The 21,015-nt window shown below is 69.6% G+C and carries 18 protein-coding genes; 11 read left to right on the forward strand and 7 right to left on the reverse strand.

Going from position 1 to position 21,015, the window contains the following annotated elements; all coding sequences use genetic code 11:
* Positions 1-35 precede the first annotated feature (35 nt).
* Genes CLV46_RS11925 through CLV46_RS11945 form a run of 5 tightly spaced genes read right to left on the reverse strand, consistent with a single transcriptional unit; the run spans position 36 to position 3,427 of the window.
* Positions 36-788, reverse strand: coding sequence for an ABC transporter permease (locus CLV46_RS11925; RefSeq protein ID WP_100364975.1), 753 nt, complete (start codon positions 786-788; stop codon positions 36-38).
* Positions 788-1,678, reverse strand: coding sequence for an ABC transporter ATP-binding protein (locus CLV46_RS11930; protein WP_100364976.1), 891 nt, complete (start codon positions 1,676-1,678; stop codon positions 788-790). Before CLV46_RS11930 ends, CLV46_RS11925 begins: the two co-directional genes overlap by 1 nt.
* Positions 1,675-1,971 carry a transcriptional regulator gene (locus CLV46_RS11935; protein WP_100364977.1) on the reverse strand — a complete coding sequence of 99 codons (297 nt, stop codon included), beginning with the start codon at positions 1,969-1,971 and terminating at the stop codon, positions 1,675-1,677. Before CLV46_RS11935 ends, CLV46_RS11930 begins: the two co-directional genes overlap by 4 nt.
* Positions 1,971-2,630, reverse strand: a complete 660-nt coding sequence (locus CLV46_RS11940) for a hypothetical protein (RefSeq protein ID WP_100364978.1) — start codon at positions 2,628-2,630, stop codon at positions 1,971-1,973. The genes CLV46_RS11935 and CLV46_RS11940 overlap by 1 nt, the downstream gene beginning before the upstream one ends.
* Complete coding sequence (locus CLV46_RS11945) at positions 2,627-3,427, reverse strand: CPBP family intramembrane glutamic endopeptidase (RefSeq protein WP_157802311.1); 801 nt, start codon at positions 3,425-3,427, stop codon at positions 2,627-2,629. Before CLV46_RS11945 ends, CLV46_RS11940 begins: the two co-directional genes overlap by 4 nt.
* A 215-nt stretch (positions 3,428-3,642) precedes the next feature.
* Between CLV46_RS11945 and hrpA the strand changes: the two genes are divergently transcribed.
* Positions 3,643-7,449 carry an ATP-dependent RNA helicase HrpA gene (hrpA, locus tag CLV46_RS11950; RefSeq protein ID WP_100364980.1) on the forward strand — a complete coding sequence of 1,269 codons (3,807 nt, stop codon included), beginning with the start codon at positions 3,643-3,645 and terminating at the stop codon, positions 7,447-7,449.
* A 1-nt stretch (position 7,450) separates the two neighbouring features.
* Here hrpA and CLV46_RS11955 read toward each other — a convergent pair whose 3' ends face one another.
* On the reverse strand, positions 7,451-8,341 hold the full coding sequence (locus CLV46_RS11955; protein ID WP_157802312.1) for an alpha/beta fold hydrolase: 891 nt from the start codon (positions 8,339-8,341) through the stop codon (positions 7,451-7,453).
* 59 nt (positions 8,342-8,400) lie between these two features.
* On the opposite strand from CLV46_RS11955, the gene CLV46_RS11960 reads away from it, so the two are divergent.
* Positions 8,401-9,009 carry a TetR/AcrR family transcriptional regulator gene (locus CLV46_RS11960; protein ID WP_100364982.1) on the forward strand — a complete coding sequence of 203 codons (609 nt, stop codon included), beginning with the start codon at positions 8,401-8,403 and terminating at the stop codon, positions 9,007-9,009.
* Between the two features lie 9 nt (positions 9,010-9,018).
* Here CLV46_RS11960 and CLV46_RS11965 read toward each other — a convergent pair whose 3' ends face one another.
* A complete protein-coding gene (locus tag CLV46_RS11965) occupies positions 9,019-9,663 on the reverse strand; it encodes a TetR/AcrR family transcriptional regulator (RefSeq protein WP_100364983.1) in 645 nt (214 codons plus the stop codon).
* A gap of 169 nt (positions 9,664-9,832) precedes the next feature.
* Here CLV46_RS11965 and CLV46_RS11970 point away from each other — a divergent pair, with 169 nt between their 5' ends.
* The 9 genes from CLV46_RS11970 to CLV46_RS12010 all read left to right on the forward strand — a co-directional run bounded on the left by CLV46_RS11970 (position 9,833) and on the right by CLV46_RS12010 (position 21,013).
* Positions 9,833-11,500 carry an ABC transporter substrate-binding protein gene (locus CLV46_RS11970; protein WP_100364984.1) on the forward strand — a complete coding sequence of 556 codons (1,668 nt, stop codon included), beginning with the start codon at positions 9,833-9,835 and terminating at the stop codon, positions 11,498-11,500.
* Positions 11,501-11,576: 76 nt separating this feature from the next.
* The gene (locus CLV46_RS11975) at positions 11,577-12,401 is read left to right on the forward strand and encodes an ABC transporter ATP-binding protein (RefSeq protein ID WP_100364985.1); all 825 of its coding nucleotides are present in this window, start codon (positions 11,577-11,579) and stop codon (positions 12,399-12,401) included.
* Positions 12,398-13,210: an ABC transporter ATP-binding protein gene (locus CLV46_RS11980; RefSeq protein ID WP_100364986.1), complete on the forward strand. Its 813-nt coding sequence runs from the start codon at positions 12,398-12,400 to the stop codon at positions 13,208-13,210. The genes CLV46_RS11975 and CLV46_RS11980 overlap by 4 nt, the downstream gene beginning before the upstream one ends.
* The gene (locus tag CLV46_RS11985; protein WP_100364987.1) at positions 13,207-14,202 is read left to right on the forward strand and encodes an ABC transporter permease; all 996 of its coding nucleotides are present in this window, start codon (positions 13,207-13,209) and stop codon (positions 14,200-14,202) included. The genes CLV46_RS11980 and CLV46_RS11985 overlap by 4 nt, the downstream gene beginning before the upstream one ends.
* A 1-nt stretch (position 14,203) precedes the next feature.
* Entirely contained in the window at positions 14,204-15,259 is a 1,056-nt protein-coding gene (locus CLV46_RS11990; RefSeq protein WP_100364988.1) for an ABC transporter permease, read from the forward strand.
* Positions 15,256-17,502: an exo-beta-d-1,3/1,6-glucosidase gene (locus CLV46_RS11995; RefSeq protein ID WP_100364989.1), complete on the forward strand. Its 2,247-nt coding sequence runs from the start codon at positions 15,256-15,258 to the stop codon at positions 17,500-17,502. The genes CLV46_RS11990 and CLV46_RS11995 overlap by 4 nt, the downstream gene beginning before the upstream one ends.
* Before the next feature lie 37 nt (positions 17,503-17,539).
* A complete protein-coding gene (locus CLV46_RS12000) occupies positions 17,540-18,568 on the forward strand; it encodes a LacI family DNA-binding transcriptional regulator (RefSeq protein WP_425430411.1) in 1,029 nt (342 codons plus the stop codon).
* A gap of 188 nt (positions 18,569-18,756) precedes the next feature.
* A complete protein-coding gene (locus tag CLV46_RS12005; protein WP_245866791.1) occupies positions 18,757-20,046 on the forward strand; it encodes an extracellular solute-binding protein in 1,290 nt (429 codons plus the stop codon).
* 16 nt (positions 20,047-20,062) lie between these two features.
* Complete coding sequence (locus tag CLV46_RS12010; RefSeq protein WP_100364991.1) at positions 20,063-21,013, forward strand: carbohydrate ABC transporter permease; 951 nt, start codon at positions 20,063-20,065, stop codon at positions 21,011-21,013.
* The last annotated feature ends 2 nt before the right edge of the window (positions 21,014-21,015 follow it).

Raw genomic sequence — 21,015 nt, forward strand, 5'->3', positions numbered from 1 at the left:
CGCCCAGCCTAAGCGGGGCGGATGCGTGAGGCGGGTCAGCGGTAGCGGCGACCCTCGTCGCGGCGGAACAGCACGAGCGCGAGGGCGAGCAGCACGATCGTCCACGCCGCGATGCCGACGACGACCCACCATTCGAGGTCACCACCCTGCACCGCCCACACCACGAACTCGCGGGCGTGCCGAGACGGCAGGAACCGCGACAGGATGTCGAGCCACTCCGCGAACAGCTGCGGGGGCAGGAACAGGCCGCCGCCGAAGGCGAGCCCGAACATCACGACCTGCACGACCGCGATCGCGGCCTTCGCCGGCATGGCGTAGCCGATGCAGATGCCGGCGAACATGAACGGTAGCGCCGCGACGGCGAGCGCCAGCATGCCGAGCAGCACTCGACCGAACGACGCCTCGGCCGCGGTGAAGGCGCCGCCGATGACGATCACCGGCACGATCGACACGAGCGCGAGCACGCCGGTCGACAGCACGTGCGCGAGCACGCGCGAGATGCCGGGCGCGGGAAGGGTGCGCAGGTACGGATCCCACGGCTTCTCGCGGTTCTCGGCGATCGTCAAGCCGAAGCCGAACAGGCCGTTCGCGAGCACGGCGAAGACGCTCAGCGAGATGACCGCTTGCGTCGCGAACACCGGGTCGTCGGCGACGGCGCGGTTCGGCACCACGAAGAACAGCAAGGACAGGGCGGGGAACACGAGCGACCCGATGATGGCGATCGGCACGCGGGCGGTCTCGAGCAGCGAGTACTTGGCGTGCACGAGGGTGAGCGCGAGGGCGGACATCAGGCGACCTTCCGATCGGATGCGGTGAGAGTGAGGAACGCCTCTTCGAGCGAGGCGCCCCGCACGGTGAGGTCGCGGAACGGCAGTCCGGACCGCACGAGGTCGCCGACGAACGCGTCCGAGTCGCGCACGGAGAACTCGGTCGCCTCCCCGCTCGGCGCCCAGCTCTCGGCGCCGAGCGCGGCGATCCGCTCCGGGACATCCGTCACCAGGCGCACGCGGCGCACGCGCACCCGACCCAGCACCGCGTCGAGATGGTCGTCGGCGAGCACCCGCCCGCCACCGAGTACGACGACGCGTTCGGCGAGCGCCTCGATCTCCTCGAGATAGTGACTCGTCACGACGACCGTGGCGCCGCGCTCGTGCTGGCGCCGCAGCGCGTCCCAGAGCGCGTGCCGGGCGTCGACGTCCAGCCCGGTCGTCGGCTCGTCGAGCAGCACGAGTCGCGGATCACCGGCGAACGCGAGCGCGACGCTGACCCGCCGGCGCTGGCCGCCCGAGAGCGATCCGGTCTGCCGTTTGAGCAGGTCGGAGAGGCCGAACTCCGCCGCGAGTTCCCCGCGGGGAACCCGACGTTCGAAGTGGGCGCCGACGAAGTCGATGACCTCGCCGACGGTGAGGGTCGCGGGCAGCGCGGTCTCTTGCGGCGTGCTGCCGAGCGACTGTCGTCGCGCCGCTTCCGCGGGGTTGCCGCCGAACAGCTCGACGCGCCCGGAGCTGGGTCGGCGCAGCCCCTGCAGCAGCGAGATGACGGTCGACTTGCCGGCGCCGTTCGGCCCGAGCAGACCGAGGATCTGCCCCGGCCGGATGTCGAGGGTCACGTCATCGACGGCGGTCACCTCCCCGAATCGTCGGGTGACCCGGTCGAGGCGGGCGAGCGGTGCGGTCACGGGGTGCCTCCGAGCAGGTTCTGGAGAGTGTCGGTGTAGTCCTCGAACGCGCGGCGTCCGAGACGGCTGAGCCGCAGGTAGGTGACGGGCGTGCGTCCCTGGTGGGTCTTCTCCACCTCGACGTACGCGGCGTCCTCGAGCTTGCGCAGATGGGTGGACAGGTTGCCCGCCGTCATGTCGAGCAACTCCTGCAGGCGCGGGAAGGCTATGCTCTCCCCGTCCGCGAGGGTGGCGAGGGCCGCGGTGATGCGCAGTCGCGCCTGGGCGTGGATGACCGGATCGAGGTCGACCATCAGACGACCCAGCGCCCGGAGCGCAGCAGCGCGGCGGCGACGATCCCGCCCACGAGGAACCCGCCGCCGCCGGCGAGCGCGAAGAACAGGTAGTGGTGGGGGTAGCCGAAGAACGGCGCCACCAGTCCGACGAGCGCGATCCACGCGCCCATCCAGATCATCGGCACGATGCGCCAGAAGCCGCCGGCGAGCGCGTAGAAGATCCCGACGATGAGGGCGGAGGAGGTCGGGAAGAAGATGTTCAGCAGGTCCGGGTCCATGCCGTTGCGGGTCAGACCGACGGCGAAGACGTACATCGCGAAGAACGACGCCGACCCGGTGACGCCGAACACGGCGCCGTTGAAGTTCGCCTCCTTCGTCTGCTTCACCCCGCGCCCCATGCGCGCCCCGAGCACCGCGGAGGCGATGACCGCGGCGATCATGAGCGCGATGAAGGTGCCGACCGCGACCGGCAGGGGGATCGCGAACCCGGGACGCGCCCCGTCGATGAGGAACAGCGCGCCGAATCCGACGACCCAGGCGATGCCCCACGCCGCCACGATCCACGGTGTCGCGGCGGCCATCCGCCGTTCCATCTCGGACTGCTGCGTCTGGATGAGCGCGAGCATCGCCGCGGGGTCGAGGGGCGCGTCGTCGTCGGGTGCGGGTCGGGCGTTCATGAGGCCTCCGGGATCAGCAGCGGCAGCAGGGCCGCGGGCAGAGTGGTGAGCAGGTTGACGAGGGCGTGCGCGAGCACGAGCGGCATGAGGCGGCGCTGGCGCGCCGCGATGAGCCCGGAGCCGATGCCCCAGAAGAGGAACGCGACGGCGTAGACCACCATCGCGTCGGGCCCGGGTGCGAAGAAGAGGTGTTGCACGCCGAACGCGACGGCGGGGAGCGCGACCGCGAGCACCGGACGTCCGGCGCGGGCGAGGGCGCCCTGTGCGACCCCGCGGAAGAGCGCCTCCTCGGCCGGGGCGTTGAGCGGCGCGAAGGTCGCGACCACGACCAATCCGAGCACGACCGCGACGGCGGTCGGGAACCCCGGCGTCACCGTCGGCACGAAGACGGTCTCGAACCGGTCGAACGCGTCGGCACCGTGCAGCGCGAACATCGTGCCCACGACGGCGAGGCAGAAGGGCACGTACAGCACGGCGATCCACAGCACCGCCCAGAGCGCGTCCCGGCCGAGGCGGCTGCGGTCGAAGCCGAGCAGCGTGCGCAGGGTCCCGCCGTCGCGCCTCACCCGCCGACGCACGGCCCACAGGGTGATCAGGTTGACGGGGATGAGCGCGAGGGAGGCGATGAGCGGCGTGGGCGGGAACGCCGTCTCGAGGCCGATCGCGGCTACGAGCGCGGTCGCGGCGGCGACGGCGAGCGCCACGGCGACGACGCGGGCCGCGCACCACAGCAGCGCCTCGCGCAGCCCGCTCGCCCCATCGGTGCTGGTCGCCATCGCCGCCGTCGTCACACTCACGCGTACTTTGTATCGCAAACCACTCTGTCATGTCTAGCACTTTGCATGCTCGCGGTGCCGTCGAGCGTGCCTCCATCCGACGCGGAACCGGCCCCCTCCGACCCGAAACGTCGGATGAGGGCACGCTCGACGGATCAGCCGTCCGCGAACCCGCGCTCGGCGAGCGGCGGGACGACGCAGAGCGGATGCCCGGGGCGACGTACCATGGAGGGCTCATGTCCGCGACCCTGCCCGCGATCTCGTTCCCGCCCGACCTGCCGGTCAGCCAGATGCGGGACGACATCGCGCGCGCCATCCGCGAGAACCAGGTCGTCATCGTCGCCGGGGAGACCGGGTCGGGCAAGACGACCCAGCTGCCGAAGATCTGCCTCGAGCTCGGCCGCGAGTCGATCGGGCACACCCAGCCGCGCCGCATCGCCGCCCGCACCATCGCGGAACGCATCGCCGAGGAGCTCGACCAGGAGGTCGGCGGTCTCGTCGGCTACCAGGTGCGGTTCACGGACCGCGTCGGCGCCTCGACGCGGATCAAGCTGATGACCGACGGCATCCTGCTCAACGAGATCAACTTCGACCGCGACCTCAAGCGCTACGACACGATCATCATCGACGAGGCGCACGAGCGCAGCCTCACGATCGACTTCCTGCTCGGCTACCTCAAGCGGCTGCTCCCCCGCCGCCCCGACCTCAAGGTCATCGTCACGAGCGCGACGATCGACCCGGAGAGCTTCGCCCGTCACTTCGCCTCCGCCGACGGCACGCCCGCCCCGGTGATCGAGGTGAGCGGCCGTACCTACCCCGTCGAGGTGCGCTACCGGCCGCTCGTGGCCGACCGCGCCCCCGCCGACGAGGACGCCGAAGAGGACGAGGGCACCCCGGGCCGGGACCTCGACCCGATCGAGGGCATCAACGCCGCGCTCGACGAGCTCGCCCGCGAGGCGCCCGGCGACGTGCTCGTGTTCCTCAGCGGCGAGAACGAGATCCGCGACGCGGAGGACGCGATCCGCGGCCGCAACCTCCCCGGCACCGAGGTGCTGCCGCTCTACGGACGCCTCTCGTCCGCCGACCAGCACCGCGTCTTCCAGCGCACCGCGACCCCGGGGATCCGGCGCCGGATCGTGCTCGCGACGAACGTCGCCGAGACGAGCCTCACGGTGCCGGGCATCAAGTACGTGATCGACGCCGGCACGGCGCGCATCAGCCGCTACAGCGTGCGCTCGAAGGTTCAGCGATTGCCGATCGAGCCGATCTCGCAGGCCTCGGCGAATCAGCGCTCGGGACGTTCCGGCCGCACGAGCCCGGGCATCGCCATCCGCCTGTATTCGCAGGAGGACTTCGAGCGGCGACCCGAGTTCACCGACCCGGAGATCGTGCGCACGAACCTCGCCGCGGTCATCCTGCAGATGATCTCGCTCAAGCTCGGCGACATCCGCGAGTTCCCGTTCCTGCAGCCGCCGGATCCGCGCGGCGTGAAGGACGGACTCGACCTGCTGCGCGAGCTCGGTGCCATCCGCAGCACCCGCGACGGCGGCGGCAGCGAGATCACCCGCGTCGGACGCCAGCTCACCCGCCTGCCGATCGACCCGCGCTTCGCCCGCATGGTGATCGAGTCGAAGCGCCACGGCGTGACGCGCGAGGTCATGGCGATCGTCGCCGGCCTCTCCATCCAGGATCCGCGGGAGCGACCGCTCGAGAAGCGGCCGCAGGCGGATGCCGCGCACGCGCGGTTCACCGACCCGAAGAGCGACTTCCTGTCGCTGCTGAACCTCTGGAACCACCTGCAACAGAAGCAGGCGGAGCTCTCCGGCAATCAGTTCCGCCGCCTGTGCCGCACCGAGTACCTCAACTTCCTGCGCGTGCGCGAGTGGCAGGACGTCTATCGTCAGCTCACCCGCACCGCCAAGCAGCTCGAACTCGAGGTCGGCGAGCCGCGCATCGACCCGGACGGCATCCACAAGTCGCTGCTCGCCGGTCTGCTGAGCCAGATCGGGTTGCGGGATGCGGTCAAGCGCGACTACATCGGGGCCCGCAACCAGCGCTTCGTGATCTTCCCCGGCTCCGGCCTTGCGAAGAAGCAGCCGGAGGCGGTGATGGCGGCGGAACTCGTGGAGACCAGCCGCCTGTTCGCCCGCACGGCCGCGGCGATCGATCCCGCGTGGGCGGAGCCGCTCGCCGGCGATCTCGTCAAGCGCACCTACGGCGAGCCGCACTGGGAGAAGCGCCAGGGCGCCGCGGTCGCGTACGAGCGGGTGACCCTCTACGGCGTGCCGATCATCGCCCGGCGCCGGGTGCAGTTCGCCCGCATCGATCCGGTGCATGCGCGCGACCTGTTCATCCGCCACGCGCTCGTCGAGGGCGACTGGCCGCGCGAGATCTCCCGCGACCGGCTGTACGACTTCGACCGGGCCAACCGCCGGGTGCGCGCCGAGCTCGAGGAGCTCGAGGAACGCACCCGCCGCCGCGACATCCTGGTCGACGACGAGGCGATCGTCGAGTTCTACGACCGGCGCATCCCGGCCGATGTCGCCTCCGTGCGCGGGTTCGAATCGTGGTGGCGGCAGGCGCGCAAGGAGCAGCCGGATCTGCTCACGATGACCGAACGCGACCTGCTCGGCGACGACGAACCGACCATCGACGAGGACGCGTTCCCGGCCGAGTGGCATCAGGGTGATCAGACCCTCCGGCTGTCGTACCGTTTCGAACCCGGTGCCGCCGACGACGGGGTGACGGTGACCGTGCCGCTGCCGCTGCTCGCGCGTCTCTCCCCCGCGGGGTTCGACTGGCTCGTCCCCGGCCTGCGCGAAGACCTCGTCGTCGCGCTCATCAAGAGCCTGCCGAAGGCGATCCGCCGCAACGTCGTTCCCGCCGCCGACTGGGCGAAGCGCCTGCTCGATGCGGTGCCCGCCGACGCGGATGTCACGGAGCAGTCGATCACCGAGTTCCTGGCCGTGCAGATCCAGCGGATGACCCACACGCCCGTGGCGGCGGAGGACTTCGACCTCGAACGACTGCCCCCGCACCTGAGGATGGGCTTCGCCGTCGCCGACCAGCGGGGTCGCGTGCTCGCCCGCGGCACCGACCTCGAGGCGCTGCAGCACAAGCTCCGCACCCGCGTGCGCGACTCGGTCGCCGCCGTGACGGAGCGCACGCCGAACGCCATCGAGCGCGCCGGCCTCACGTCATGGGATCTGGATGCCCTCCCCCGGGTGCTCGACACCCGCACCGGCGGGAACGTCGTGCGCGGCTACCCGGCGCTCGTCGACGAGGGCGCCTCCGTCGCCATCCGGGTGCTGCCGACGCCGGACGAGCAGGCCCGGGCGCACGCGCGGGGCGTGCGCCGGCTGCTCGCCCTGACGATCCCGTCACCGCTCGGCTACGTGCGGGAGCACCTCAGCCAGAACGAGAAGCTGCTGCTCGCGACGAGCCCGTACCCGAGCATCCAGGCCCTCTTCGACGACTGCCTCATCGCGTGCGTCGACGCCGGCGTGCGGGAACTGCACCCCGACGGCCTGCTCTGGACGCGGGAGGACTTCGAGGCCGCCCGCCACCACATCTCGGCCGGGCTCGTCGACGCGCTGTACGGCGCCGTCTCGACCGTGACGACGATCCTCGGCGCGGCGCGCGAGGCGGAGAAGGCGCTCAAGCAGTCGACGAGCATGGCCGTGCTGCCGGCGCTCACCGACGCCCGGGAGCAGCTCGCCGGGCTGCTGTTCCCCGGGTTCGTCTCCGCGACCGGACTCGACCGTCTCCGACACCTGCCGCGCTACCTGCGCGGGGTGGCCCACCGGGTGCAGCGGCTCCCCACCGACGTCGCCCGCGACCGGGTGTGGATGACGGAGGTGCAGACCGCGACGACGCGCTTCCGCGACGCGGGCGGGCGGATCCCGCCGCCCCCGGATGCGCCCGAGCGGCTCGTGCGGGCACGCTGGCTGCTCGAGGAGTTGCGGATCGGCCTGTTCGCGCAGCACCTGGGCACCGCGGAGCCCGCGTCGCTGCAGCGCATCGCGAAGGCCCTCGCGAGCTGACTCAGCGCGCGTCTCCATCATGTCGGGACAGGAACCCGAGCACCGACGGCACGACCTCCTCGCGCAACTCGAACGGCAGGGCGTGTCCAGCGCGGTCGAAGACCGTGACGTGAGCGTCGGGGATCATGGCCGAGGCGCGCCGCGCGGCGCGTTCCGGCCGAAGCAATGCCGACCTGCCCGCAAGGATCACGTGGGTGGGCACGGCGAGGCGCTGCAGGTCCTGGTCAGTCAGCGTCTTCGGCCACGGGAGCCGAGCCCGGAAATCACGCATCGCAAGTGTGGCCAGGTGCTTCTCGCGCGGGTCTACCGCGTAGCCGGGCGAAGTCAACCGCTCGAGGCGCGCGACGGCCTTGGGGCTGGGCCGCGCACCCACCGCGAAGAACTCGGCGAGCGTGGTGAGCGGCACTCGCGTGAGAACGCCGCTCGGCTCGATCAGCGTCAGCGACGCGAGGTCCCTTCGAGAGTGCAGGGCAACGGAGGCCGCGTGCCATGCGCCGTTCGAGTAGCCGAGAACGTGCGGCGTCTCGAGGCGCAGACCGGTGATGAGTTCGTCGAACCACCGCGCGAAATCGGCGCGGCCGCGCACGGGCGCCGTCTGGACGCTTCGGCCGGCCGTGCCGATGGTGTCGACGGCGAGGATGGTGCGATTCTCGCCGAGATCGGCCGCCAGCGGATGCCACGACATACCGTTCGCAGCGAGCGGATGGAGCAGGACCAGCGGCCTACCGGTCCCGCCGCCCGAGCGCCGAAGGAAGGTCGGGCCGAACGACGTCTCCACCACGGTCTCGTCGGTCTCACCGGGCCAGAATTCCCTCTCGATCGCGCGATACGCCGTGATGTAGGTGTCGCGGGCCTTCTCGTCGACGAACCTTCCGACGGCTGGTTTCGGCATCGCTCTCCTTTTTGGTACGTCCATACCATAATAGGGTCGGAAGCGATGGAAGGGAACAGATGCCCCGTCATGCCGATCACGGCGCACGCCGCCGTCAGATCACCGGGGCCGCTCGCACACTCATCGCGCGGGACGGTCTGAGCAGCGCCAGCTTCGCGAACGTCTCCGCCGAAGCGGGTGTCTCGGTGCGCCTCATCCAGTACTACTTCGGAGACAAGAAGTCCTTGCTGCACGCCGTCTTCCAGGCGGTCATCGGCGACATCGCGGCTCGATTCCCCACGACCGCCTTCGACGGCGCGACGACCCGTCGCGATCCCCGAGAGACCGTCCTGACGATCCTCGAAGCACTCCTGCCCATGACGGCCGCGCAGCGGGCCGACGCGATCGTGCTCGCGTCGTTCCATGCCGCGACCCTGACGACGGCCGACGTGGAGACTCGCCACACGACAGAACCGCTCCGAATCCTGCATCGCGAACTGCTGCCTGTTCTGACCGACGCGGCATCGGGCGAGCCCTCGCCCGACGACACCGCCGCCATCGCCGACGCCCTCCTGCTCGCCTCCACAGGCCTGGCGCAGAGCATGCTGGCCGGCTACACAGCTCCCGATAACGCTCGTCGCATTCTCCGACTGCTCGTCGCGCGCCTCATCCCGTCGACCGACACCTGACGAGCGCGGTCAGCCGACGTAGGACTCGAGTTCCGGCCCGGGCTGCAGCACGGCGTTGACGATCGCGCGGATGGCGAACTCGTTGGCCTCCCCCAGGTCCATGACCTCCGGTTCGAGCAGCCACTGCAGCTGCAGCCCGTCCATCACGGCCAGGATGCTCGCCGAGGCCACCGCCACCGTGCTCCGATCGGTGACGCCCTGCCTCGCGCAGAGCTCGGCGAACGCATTCGAGACCTCTCGGCGCAGCGTCGTGTACCGCTCCTCGAAGTAGCTCCTGCCCGGATGCCCGTCGGTGACGGCCTCGGATGAGAGCACCGTGTAGGTCTGCACGATGCCGGGCCGGCGGGCGTTGGCGAACGCCGTGCGCACCAGGTGGATGAAGAGGTCCGGGCCACCGGGGATGTGCTTCTCCTCGAGGTCGGCCACGTCGGCCTGGTCGCGGTAGCTCAACACCTCGAGCAGCAGCTTCTGCTTCGAACCAAAGTGGTGCAGCACCCCGGCGTGCGTCATCCCGACCTGTTCGGCGATGTCGGCGAGGGTGCCGTTGGCGTAGCCCTTGTTGCCGAAGATCTCGACGGCGGCCTTGAGGATCTCGGTGCGTTTGTGCGCGGTCGAAGGTCGCACGCGCGCTCCGTTCGACGTTTCGTCGGTCACGGCGTCTCCTCTCTGCGGGCGAGTGTAACGGGACCCCACGACCCGCTTGCGATGTTACTTACTTGTCGGTAACCTCGCGGCAGCTTACTTTCTCGACAGTAAGTGATGGAACCGCCGGGTGATGCCGCCCGGTCCCACAGCACAATGACCAGTGCCCCAAGGAGAAGCAATGAAGCTTAGGAAACCTCTCGTCGCAGCGGCCGCGGCCGTCGCGATCGGCGTCTCGGTTCTCGCCGGATGCTCGGCCGGCGGCGGCGACACCGGCGGGAACGGGGGCGACTCCCCCGCGCTCACGATCGCGAAGCCCGACGGCGCGATCACCACCGAGTCGAACAACCCCTGGGTGGGCGACTCGTCGGCCAACCGGCTCGGATACAAGAACGTGCTCTTCGAGCCGCTCGCGATGGTGAACCTCGTCGGCGACAACGAGACGACCCCGTGGCTCGCCGAGAAGGTCGAGTGGAACGCCGACTACACCGAACTGCGCGTGACCCCGCGCTCGGGCGTCACCTGGAACGACGGTGAGGAGTTCACCGCCGACGACATCGTGTTCACGTTCGACCTCATCCGGAACACCCCGGCCCTCGACACCGGCAACCTGCAGCTCACCGACGTGGCCAAGGACGGCGACGACGTCGTGCTGAAGTTCGCCGAGTCGAAGTTCGTGAAGCAGGCCCAGGTGCTGCACATCGCGATCGTGCCCGAGCACATCTGGAAGGACGCCGGCGACCCGACGACCTTCGCCAACCCGGAGCCCGTCGGCACCGGCCCGTACACGCTCGACAGCTTCAGCAGCCAGTCGGTGACGCTGCAGGCGCGCGACGACTACTGGGGCGGCGACCTCGCCGTGCCCACGCTGTACTACATCTCGTACAACGACAACACGGCACTCACGACCGCTCTCGCGAACGGGGACGCGGACTGGGCGCAGGCGTTCATCCCGAACGTGCAGGACGCTTTCGTGAACAAGGACCCGGAGCACAACGTCTTCTGGGCGGCGAACGTGCTGGCACCCGACGTGCTGTTCGTCAACCACACCAAGAAGCCCTTCAACGACCTCGCCTTCCGTCAGGCCGTCAACATGGTCATCGACCGTGAGGCGCACACCGAGATCGCGCGCGAGAACGCCGGCCCGGTGCTCACCTCGGTGACCGGACTCCCGACCCCCGTCGGCGAGAAGTACATCGCGCCCGAATACGAGGGCGTCGAGTTCGAGCTCGACGTCGACGGAGCCCGCACGATCCTCGAGGACGCCGGCTACACGTGGGACGGCGACGCTCTCATCGACCCCGACGGCGAGCCCGTCACCTTCACCCTCCAGGTGCCGCAGGGCTGGAACGACTACGTCACCGGCATCAGCCTCATCGCCGACCAGGTGAAGGAGACCCTCGGTGCCGACGCCAAGGTCGACACCCCCGACGCCGACACGTGGTGGGCCAACAAGCGCTCCGGCGACTTCGACGCCATCATGCACTGGACCGACAGCGGCACCACGCCGTACGACCTCTACTCCGACACGATGGACGGTCGCTGGCTGCTCGTCGGTGACGAGGTGGACTACAACTTCGGCCGCTACGAGAACCCGCGGGCGACGGAGCTGCTGAACACCTACGCCACCTCCGCGAGCGAGGAGGAGCGCACGGCCGCCCTGCAGGAGATCCAGAAGATCTTCGTCGAGGAGGTCCCCGTGATCCCCGTCGGCACGCACCCGTACCTCGGTGAGTACAACACCCGCGGATACGTCGGGTGGCCGGGTGAGGACGACCAGTACGCGACGGCCGACCCGACGCAGGTCACCGTCCCGCTCATCCTCACCAAGCTCAAGCCGGCCGAGTAATCGTTCCGGGCGGGGGCGGGTGCGCACACCGCGCGCCCGTCCCCGCCGCGCCCGGACGCCACGAAAGCGAAGGACCATGTCCGATCCTCTACTCACCGTGCGCGACTTCTCGGTCGTGTACGACGTCGAACCGCCCGTCGAGGCGGTCAAGCACGTCACCCTCGAACTGCAGCGGGGCGAGATCCTCGGCCTCGCCGGGGAAAGCGGCTGCGGCAAGACGACCCTCGCCTACGGCGTCCAGCGTCTGCTCCGCGCCCCCGCCGTCATCACCTCCGGCAGCGTCGTCTTCCACGACGCCTCCGGCGAGCACGTCGATCTGAACGCCCTCGACGTCGAACAGATGCGGCGGTTCCGCTGGGACAAGATCTCCATGGTCTTCCAGGGGGCGATGAACGCCCTCAACCCGGTCACCACGATCGGCGCACAACTGGACGACGTCTTCCTCGTGCACCGTCCCGACATGAGCCGTCTCGAGCGGCGTGCGGCGTGCGCGAAGCTGCTCGACATCGTCGCGGTCGGTCGCGAACGACTGCGCGCCTACCCGCACGAACTGTCGGGCGGGATGCGTCAACGCGTCATGATCGCGATGGCGCTCGCGCTGCGCCCGCAGCTCATGGTGATGGACGAGCCGACGACCGCGCTCGACGTGCTCGTGCAGCGCGAGATCCTCCGCCAGATCTCCCAACTGCGTCACGAGTTCGGCTTCTCGGTCATCTTCATCACCCACGACCTCCCACTGCTGCTCGAGATCAGCGACCGCATCGCGGTCATGCGCGCCGGCGAGATCGTCGAACTCGCGCCCGCCCGCCAGCTGTGGGAGCACCCGCAGCACGAATACACGAGGAAGCTGCTCGCCTCCTTCCCCCGGCTCACCGGCGAGCGGGGGGTGCTGGTCCGATGACGACCCTCGAATTCCGCCACGTCACGAAGCGCTACCGCCTGCGCGGCGCGGCCCCGATCCTCGCCCTCGACGACGTCAGTTTCACCCTCCGCGACCGGCAGACGATCGCCCTCGTCGGTCAGTCCGGCAGTGGTAAGTCGACGATCGCCAAGATCCTCACGCAGCTCGAGACCCCCAGCGCCGGGGAGGTGCTCCTCGACGGGGCGCCGATCCCGCAGCGCGGACGCGGCCTGCGTCGCTACCGGCAGCAGTTGCGGATGGTGTTCCAGGACCCGTTCGCCTCACTGAACCCCTCCCACTCGATCCGCTACCACCTCGAGCGTCCGCTCCGGCTCGACCGGGTCGTGCCGAAGGACGAGACCGAGGCCGAGGTGCGCCGGCTGCTCGAGCGCGTGCGTCTCGACGCCGACTCGGTCATCGATCGCCGCCCGCACGAGCTCTCGGGCGGGCAGCGCCAGCGCGTCGCCATCGCTCGGGCCCTCGCCTCCCGACCGTCCCTGCTCGTGGCCGACGAGCCGGTGTCGATGCTCGACGTCTCCATCCGGCTCGGAGTGCTCACCCTCCTCGCCGACCTGCAGCGGGAGGAGGGACTGGGTGTGCTGTACATCACCCACGACCTCGCCACGGCGCGGCACTTCAGCGACGAGATCATGGTGCTCCACCACGGCCGCGTCGTCGAGCACGGCCCGGCGGACGACGTCATCCTCAACCCGCAGCACGAGTACACCCGCGAACTCCGCGCCGCGTCCCCGGACCCGGAGAAGCACTTCGCGGATCTGTCCGCGCGTCCGTTCGGAGACATCGCATGAAGACCAACGTCCGCTTCATCGTCAGTCGCGCCGCCTTCTACCTGTTCACCGCGTGGGCGGCCATCACGATCAACTTCTTCCTGCCGCGCATGATGAAGGGCGATCCGGTCACCGCGTACATGCAGAAGAACGCCGGCCAGATCACGCCGGAGGCCGAGCGGGCCCTGCGCATCCTGTTCGGTCTCGACCAGAACACGTCGCTGTGGCAGCAGTACCTCGACTACTGGGGCCTGCTCTTCAGCGGCGACCTGGGCCGGTCGTTCTCGAACGGGCTCGCCCCCGTCGCCGACGTGATCGCCTCGGCACTGCCGTGGACGCTCGGTCTCGTGGGGTTCGCGACGATCCTGTCGTTCCTGCTCGGCACTGCCGCCGGGGCCCTCATCGGGTGGCGCCGCGGCAGTCGAGCCGACGTCATCGTGCCGATCTCGACGTTCTTCAGCACGGTGCCGTACTTCTGGCTCGGCCTCATCGCGATCGCCGTCTTCTCATCGGTGCTCGGCTGGTTCCCGGCCTCCCACGCCTACGACAAGGGCGCCCGGCCCGCCTTCACCTTCGACTTCGTCGCCCAGGTGATCGCGCACGGCACCCTCCCGGCCCTCACGATCATCGTCGCATCGCTCGGCGGGTGGATCCTCGGCATGCGCAACATGATGCTCACCGTGCTCGATGAGGACTACGTGACCGTCGCGCAGGCGAAGGGGATGCCCAACGATCGCGTGCTGTGGCGTTACGCCGCCCGCAACGCGATGCTGCCCCAGCTGTCGAGCTTCGCCCTGTCGCTCGGCTTCATCGTCGGCGGCACGATCGTGATGGAGATGGTCTTCTCCTACCCCGGCGTCGGCAAGCTGCTGCTCGACGCGACCACCGCGAAGGACTACCCGCTCATGCAGGGTCTGTTCCTCATCATCACGCTCGCCGTGCTGCTCGCGAACATCCTCGCCGACATCGCGCACGCCGTGCTCGACCCGCGCACCCGCCAGACGGAGGCCTGACATGACGACTTCGAACAGCACCCTCCCCGACGGTTCGCCGGCCGGCACAGGTCTTCTCGTCACCCCACCGGCCGCTCCCCCGGCCGCTCCCCCGGCCGCGCCCTCGCGGCGCACGTTCTCGGCGCAACTGCGCTCGTCGTTCGCGATGTTCCGCAACCGCAAGTCGATCGCGGGTCTCGCGATCCTCGGCGTCTTCGTCGTGGTCGCCCTGCTGGGCGACGTCATCGCGCCGTACGGTCCGCTCGAGAAGGACTACACCGCGCTGCGGCAGGCGCCGTCGTGGTCGCATCTGCTCGGCACCACCCACATGGGCGAAGACGTCTTCAGCCAGATCGTCTACGGCACGCGCGGTGTGCTCGTCGTCGGATTCCTTGCCGGCATCATGGGCACCGCGATCGCCGTGATCATGGGCGTCGTGTCGGGCTACACGCGCGGCTGGCGCAGCGAGTCGCTCTCGGCGCTGACGAACGTGTTCCTCGTCATCCCCGGCCTGCCGCTCATCATCATCGTCGCGTCGCAGTTCGAGGATCCGCCCCTCGTGCTCATCGCGGCGGTCCTCGCGCTCACCGGCTGGGCGTGGGGTGCTCGGGTGCTGCGCGCGCAGACGATGTCGCTGCGCAACCGCGACTTCATCCAGGCCGCGCGGGCCAACGGCGAGCCGCTGCGGCGGATCATCTTCGTCGAGATGCTTCCGAATCTGCTGGCCATCATCGCGTCGAGCTTCGTCGGCACCGTCACCGCCGCTGTGCTCGGCCTCACGACGCTCGCGTTCATCGGCGTCATCCCGATCAGCAACCTGAACTGGGGCACCATCCTGTTCTGGGCGCAGCAGAACGGCGCCTTCCCCGACTACTGGTGGTGGTACGTCCCCGCGGGTCTGTGCATCGCGTTCCTCGGCGTCGCCCTGTCGCTCATCAACTTCGGCATCGACGAGTACGTCAACCCGCGCCTGCGTTCCGCCGGTGAACGGGCGCGAGCCCTCAAGAAGAAGGGCCTCGACGTGAACGACGCCGTCACCGCGGTCCGCACCGCACCTCAGGAGTCGACCACCCGATGACGATCGACACGCAGGTCGAGACCCTGCCCTTCCGCGATCCCGCCCTGCCCGTCGCCGCGCGTGTGGCCGACCTCCTCGAGCGGATGACCGTCGAGGAGAAGATCGGGCAGATGCTGCAGCTCGACGCCCGCGACGACCTCGACGACCACATCCTGCGCCGTCACGTCGGCTCGATCCTCCACACCTCGCCGGAGCGGTTGTTCCAGGCGCACGAGCTGACCCAGCGCACCCGGCTGCAGATCCCGCTCCTCGTGGGCGAGGACTGCATCCACGGTCACTCCTTCTGGCCCGGGGCGACGATCTACCCGACCCAGCTCGGCATCGCCGCGACCTGGAGCGCGGAACTCACCGAACGGGTCGCTCGCGCCACCGCGGAGGAGGTCGCCGTCACGGGCATCCACTGGACGTTCTCGCCGGTGCTCTGCATCGCCCGCGACCTCCGGTGGGGACGGGTCGACGAGACCTTCGGCGAGGATCCGTTCCTCATCGGCGAACTCGCCTCCGCGATGGTGCGCGGCTACCAGGGAAGCGGACTCGACGACCCGACCGCGATCCTCGCCACGGCCAAGCACTTCGCCGGCTACTCCGAGACGCAGGGCGGTCGCGACGCGAGCGAGGCCGACATCTCCCGCCGGAAGCTCCGTTCGTGGTTCCTCCCGCCGTTCGAGCGGGTGGCCCGGGAGGGCTGCCGCACGTTCATGCTCGGCTACCAGACGACCGACGGGGTGCCGATCACGACGAACGACTGGCTGCTGAGCGATGTGCTCCGCGGCGAGTGGGGCTACACCGGAACGCTCATCACCGACTGGGACAACGTCGGCCGGATGGTCTGGGAGCAGCGTGTGCAACCCGACTACGCCCACGCCGCGGCCTCCGCGGTGCGGGCCGGGAACGACATGGTCATGACCACGCCGCGATTCTTCGAGGGCGCGATCGAGGCCGTGCAACTCGGGATGCTCGACGACACCGCCTTCGACGACGCCGTGGCCCGCATCCTCACCCTCAAGTTCGAACTCGGGCTCTTCGAGAACCCACGGCTGCCCGCCCCGGAGCGCGATGCGGTCGTGGGCAGCGCCGCGCACCGGGAACTCAACCTCGAGGTCGCGCGGCGCTCGCTCGTGCTGCTCGAGAACGACGGCGTGCTGCCCCTCGACGCGGGGCGAGCAACCCGTGTCGCGGTGGTCGGCCCGCTCGCCGACGATGCGCAGACGCAGCTCGGGGACTGGGCGGGCGGATCCGGCCAGGCCGGCTGGCTCGACGGACAGCCGCGCGAGATGATCACGACCGTGCTCGACGGTCTGCGCGAGGTCGCCGGGTGGGACGTCGTGCACGCGCGCGGCGCCGACATCCTCACCCTCGAACCGGACCCGGCCGGCCCCACCTTTCCCGACGGCCAGCCGCGGCCGCCGCTGTTGCGGGCCTGCCCGCCCGACTCGGAGCTCATCGCCGAGGCGGTCGCCGCCGCGGAGGAGGCGGATGTGGTCGTCGCCGTCGTCGGCGACCGCATCGAACTGGTCGGTGAAGGCCGATCCACCGCGACGCTCGAGCTCATCGGCGGCCAGATCGCCCTGCTCGACGCGGTCATCGCGACCGGCACCCCGGTGATCGTCGTGCTGCTCGCCTCGAAGCCGCTCGTGCTGCCGCCCTCGGTGGCGGATGCGGCGGCGGTCGTGTGGGCCGCGAATCCGGGCATGGAGGGCGGTCGCGCCCTCGCCGACGTGATCACCGGCGCGGTCGAGCCGTCGGGCCGGTTGCCGATCTCCTTCGCCCGCCACGTCGGGCAGCAGCCCACCTATTACAACCAGATCCGTGGCCAGCACGGCGACCGGTACGCCGACCTCACCCAGGCGCCGGCGTGGGCGTTCGGCGAAGGACGGTCGTACACGACGGTCGAGTACGGCGACCTCACCCTCGAGTCGGTCGCACTGGGACGAGCCGAGACGATCGTCGCGCACGTGACCGTGGCGAACACCGGCACCCGGCCGACGCGCGAGACCGTGCAGCTCTACGTGCGCGACTCGGTCACGAGCGTGAGCTGGACCGACCGCGAGTTGAAGGCGTTCCGCCAGGTGGACCTCGCCCCCGGCGAGCACGCGCGGGTGCGCCTTGAGCTGCCGGTGTCGGAGTGCACGATCGTGGACGCGGAGGGGAGACGGGTGGTCGAGCCCGGAGAGTTCGAACTGCTCGTCGGTCGCTCGTCGCGCGCGAGCGACCTGCTGTCGGCGGGCTTCGTCGTGCGCTGACCCATCGCATCCGGTCGGCCGCCGTTACTCTGATCGCATGTCCGCCCCGACCGATCGCGCCGTGCGTGCCACGGTGAAGGACGTCGCTCTGCGGGCGGGAGTGTCGCCGAAGACGGTGTCGAACGTGCTCAACGGCGTCGTGTTCGTGCGCCCCGACACGCGGGAACGCGTCGAGGCCGCGATGCTGGAGCTCGACTACGTGCCGAACCTGAGCGCCCGCGGGTTGCGCAACGGACGCTCCGGCATCGTCGCACTCGCCCTTCCGGCCCTCGACACCGCGTACTCGTCCGAGATGTCGCACGCGTTCGTGGAGGTCGCGCACGAACGCGGCATGGCCGTGCTGTTCGAAGAGACCGGCGCCGAACCGCAGCGGGAATGGGAGCTCATCTCCCGGGCGCGTGCCCACCTCATCGACGGGGTCGTGCTCAACCCGGTACGGCTCGACGAGAGCGCCGTCGGACACGGCGCCGACCTCCCGCCGGTGGTGCTCATCGGCGAAGTCGAGCAGCACCGCACCGATCAGGTGTGGGTCGACAGCGTGGACGCCGCCCGCAAGATGACGCAACACCTGCTCGACCAGGGCTGCCGCCGGATCGCCGTGGTCGGCACCGTCGGCGGCGGTTTCGACTCGTCGACGGCGCGGCAGCGCACGGCCGGCTACCGCGCGGCGCTCGAGACGGCGGGCGTGCCGCACGACCCGCGGCTCGAGGTCGGCTGCCAGGACTGGACGACCGCGAACGCCGCGCGCGCATTCGGCGCGCTGCTCGACTCCGGTGTCGAGGTCGACGCGTGCTTCTGCTTCACCGACTCGATGGCCCTCGGCGCCCTGCACGCCCTCTGGAGCCGTGGCATCCGCGTGCCCGACGACATGCTCGTGGCCGGTTTCGACGATGTGGACGCGGCCCGCTTCGCCGTCCCGCCGCTCACGACGGTCGCGTTCGACAAGCGGGAGTTCGCCACGGCCGCACTGTCGCTGCTCGCAGAGCGGTTCCTCGACCGGGACCGCGAGCCGCGCCTGATCTCGATCCCCCACCGCGTCGTCGTGCGGGAGAGCACGACCCGCTGATCTCGTTCTCTGCGAGAGCGCCCGCGACGCGCGCTCGGATGCTGACATCCGACCCGCGCTCCGAGTAGTGTCCCCCGCAAGAGGTTGCATACCCCGTTACAACGATGTAATGATCGAGCGATCACGAAGGAGTGACGATGGATCGATTGCGGAACACCCGCCCGTCTCCAGCATTCAGCCGGAGATCCATGCTGCTGGGTTCGGCAGCAGCGCTCGGAAGTGCGGCCCTCGGCAGCACCCTGCTGAGCGGCTGCGCGACCGGCCCGGGAAGCAATGTGGCACAGCTGAAGTTCTGGCACCTGCTCAGCGGCGGCGACGGCGTCGTCATGGCCGGACTCGTCGAGGCGGCCAACGAGGCCAACACGACCTTCCACGCCACGCAGACCGTGCTGACGTGGGGGGCGCCGTACTACACGAAGCTCGCCATGGCGTCCGCGGGAGGTCGCGCGCCGGACCTCGCGGTCATGCACGCGTCGCGCATCCCCGGGTACGCGCCGGGAGGGCTGCTCGATCCGTGGGATCTGTCGCTGCTGCGCGAATTCGGCGTGACCGAACAGAGCTTCCCCGCCCGCATCTGGGAGAAGGGGTTCATCGACGACAGGTTGTACTCGATCGCGCTCGACGCGCATCCGTTCGTCATGATGTACAACACCGACTACGCCGAGCAGGCGGGAGTGCTCGACTCCGACGGCAAGCTCGTGGAGACCACGAGTCCCGAGGAGTTCATCGAGGTCGCCCGCGCCATGCAGGGCGCATCCGGCAATCGGGGTCTCTCGTACGGGTACCTCAACGACGGGGCGCAGATGTGGCGGCTCTGGTACACGTTCTACCGGCAGATGGAAGGCGAGATCGAGCTGCCGGTGGGCGGCGAGGCGCGCATCGATGAGGAACCCGCGGTCCGCTCGTTCGAGTTCATGCAGCAGCTGCTCGACGACGACATCGCCACCTCGCGCAACGACTACGCGACCGCCGTCGCCGAGTTCGTGAGCGGACAATCCGGCATCTTCTTCACGGGGGTGTGGGAGCTGCCCACGATGAAGAACGCCGAACTGCCCGTCGGCGGCGCGCCGATCCCGACGCTGTTCGGCACTCCGGCCGCCTACGCCGATTCCCACGCCTTCGTGCTGCCCCATCAGACGCAGCCCGATGAGAAGAAGCGGCGCGAGGCGTACCGCTTCGTCGCGGAGATCCTCAAGGGCTCGTTCGACTGGGCGGGGGCCGGACACATCCCGGCGTACGTGCCCATCACCGAAGACCCGGCATACGCGGAGCTCTCACCGCAGGCCGACTACGCCGGTGCTGCGGAGATCATCAACTACGACCCGCCGGCATGGTTCACCGGGTCGGGGTCGGACTTCCAGAACATCTTCGGCGAGTTCGCGCAGCCGGTGCTCCTGAGCGGCGCTGACCCCGCCGCGGCGGTCAGCGGATTCCGCCAGCGCCTCAACGCGCTCCTGTCCAAGCCCAACCCGGTCTGAAACGAAGGAGTTTCGCATGACTACCTCCGCAGTCGGCAATCGCGCCGTCGCGACGGCGGCCCCGGCCGCCGACGACGCCACCAGCATCCGACGTGGTTCGCACCGCCGCCGCAACAACGCCACGGCGTGGGCGTTCCTCGCCCCCTTCCTCGTGTTCTTCGTGCTCTTCCTCGTGTGGCCGATGATCCACGGGATCTACCTCAGCCTCACCGATCAGTCCCTCACCGGCAGCGGTGGCGCGCTCATCGGCATCGACAACTACCTCGAGGCGTTCGCGGATGCGGAGATGTGGGGGGCGATCTGGAACACCATCTGGTTCACCCTCCTGTCGACCGTGCCGCTCGTGCTCGTGGCACTCGTCATGGCGCTGCTCGTCGACCAGGGGCTCCCCGGACAGTGGCTCTGGCGACTGTCGTACTTCATGCCGTTCCTGCTCGCCTCGACGGTGGTCTCGCTCATCTGGATCTGGATGATGAACCCGCAGCTGGGTCTGTTCAACACCGTCCTGCAGGCGGTCGGACTCGAGCCGGTCCCCTGGCTTCAGGATCCCTCGGTGTCGATGATCTCCATCGTCATCGCGACCGTGTGGTGGACGGTCGGATTCAACTTCCTGCTCTACCTGGCGGCGCTGCAGAACATCCCGGAGCAGCAGTACGAAGCGGCGTCGATCGACGGTGCCGGCAAGTGGCGGCAGCTCTTCGGGATCACCCTCCCGCAGCTCGGCCCGACCACGGCACTCATCGTGATCCTGCAGGTGCTCGCCTCGCTCAAGGTCTTCGACCAGATCTACCAGATGATGAATCAGCTGGTCACGCCGGCCACCCAGTCGGCGGTGATCTACATCTTCGATGTGGGCTTCACCGGCTACCGGTTCGGCTACTCGTCGGCGATCTCGTACATCTTCTTCGCGATCGTGCTCATCGTCTCGCTCGTCCAGTTCCGCGTCACCGCACGAAGGGGTGCATGACC

The organism is Diaminobutyricimonas aerilata (assembly GCF_002797715.1).
GTDB lineage: Bacteria > Actinomycetota > Actinomycetes > Actinomycetales > Microbacteriaceae > Diaminobutyricimonas > Diaminobutyricimonas aerilata.

Coding starts and splice junctions, on each gene's coding strand:
- CLV46_RS11925 (WP_100364975.1), bottom strand. CDS start 788: ATGTCCGCCCTCGCGCTCACCCTCGTGCACGCCAAGTACTCGCTGCTC.
- CLV46_RS11935 (WP_100364977.1), bottom strand. CDS start 1,971: ATGGTCGACCTCGATCCGGTCATCCACGCCCAGGCGCGACTGCGCATC.
- CLV46_RS11940 (WP_100364978.1), bottom strand. CDS start 2,630: ATGAACGCCCGACCCGCACCCGACGACGACGCGCCCCTCGACCCCGCG.
- hrpA (WP_100364980.1), top strand. CDS start 3,643: ATGTCCGCGACCCTGCCCGCGATCTCGTTCCCGCCCGACCTGCCGGTC.
- CLV46_RS11955 (WP_157802312.1), bottom strand. CDS start 8,341: ATGCCGAAACCAGCCGTCGGAAGGTTCGTCGACGAGAAGGCCCGCGAC.
- CLV46_RS11960 (WP_100364982.1), top strand. CDS start 8,401: ATGCCCCGTCATGCCGATCACGGCGCACGCCGCCGTCAGATCACCGGG.
- CLV46_RS11970 (WP_100364984.1), top strand. CDS start 9,833: ATGAAGCTTAGGAAACCTCTCGTCGCAGCGGCCGCGGCCGTCGCGATC.
- CLV46_RS11975 (WP_100364985.1), top strand. CDS start 11,577: ATGTCCGATCCTCTACTCACCGTGCGCGACTTCTCGGTCGTGTACGAC.
- CLV46_RS11980 (WP_100364986.1), top strand. CDS start 12,398: ATGACGACCCTCGAATTCCGCCACGTCACGAAGCGCTACCGCCTGCGC.
- CLV46_RS11985 (WP_100364987.1), top strand. CDS start 13,207: ATGAAGACCAACGTCCGCTTCATCGTCAGTCGCGCCGCCTTCTACCTG.
- CLV46_RS11990 (WP_100364988.1), top strand. CDS start 14,204: ATGACGACTTCGAACAGCACCCTCCCCGACGGTTCGCCGGCCGGCACA.
- CLV46_RS11995 (WP_100364989.1), top strand. CDS start 15,256: ATGACGATCGACACGCAGGTCGAGACCCTGCCCTTCCGCGATCCCGCC.
- CLV46_RS12000 (WP_425430411.1), top strand. CDS start 17,540: ATGTCCGCCCCGACCGATCGCGCCGTGCGTGCCACGGTGAAGGACGTC.
- CLV46_RS12005 (WP_245866791.1), top strand. CDS start 18,757: ATGCTGCTGGGTTCGGCAGCAGCGCTCGGAAGTGCGGCCCTCGGCAGC.
- CLV46_RS12010 (WP_100364991.1), top strand. CDS start 20,063: ATGACTACCTCCGCAGTCGGCAATCGCGCCGTCGCGACGGCGGCCCCG.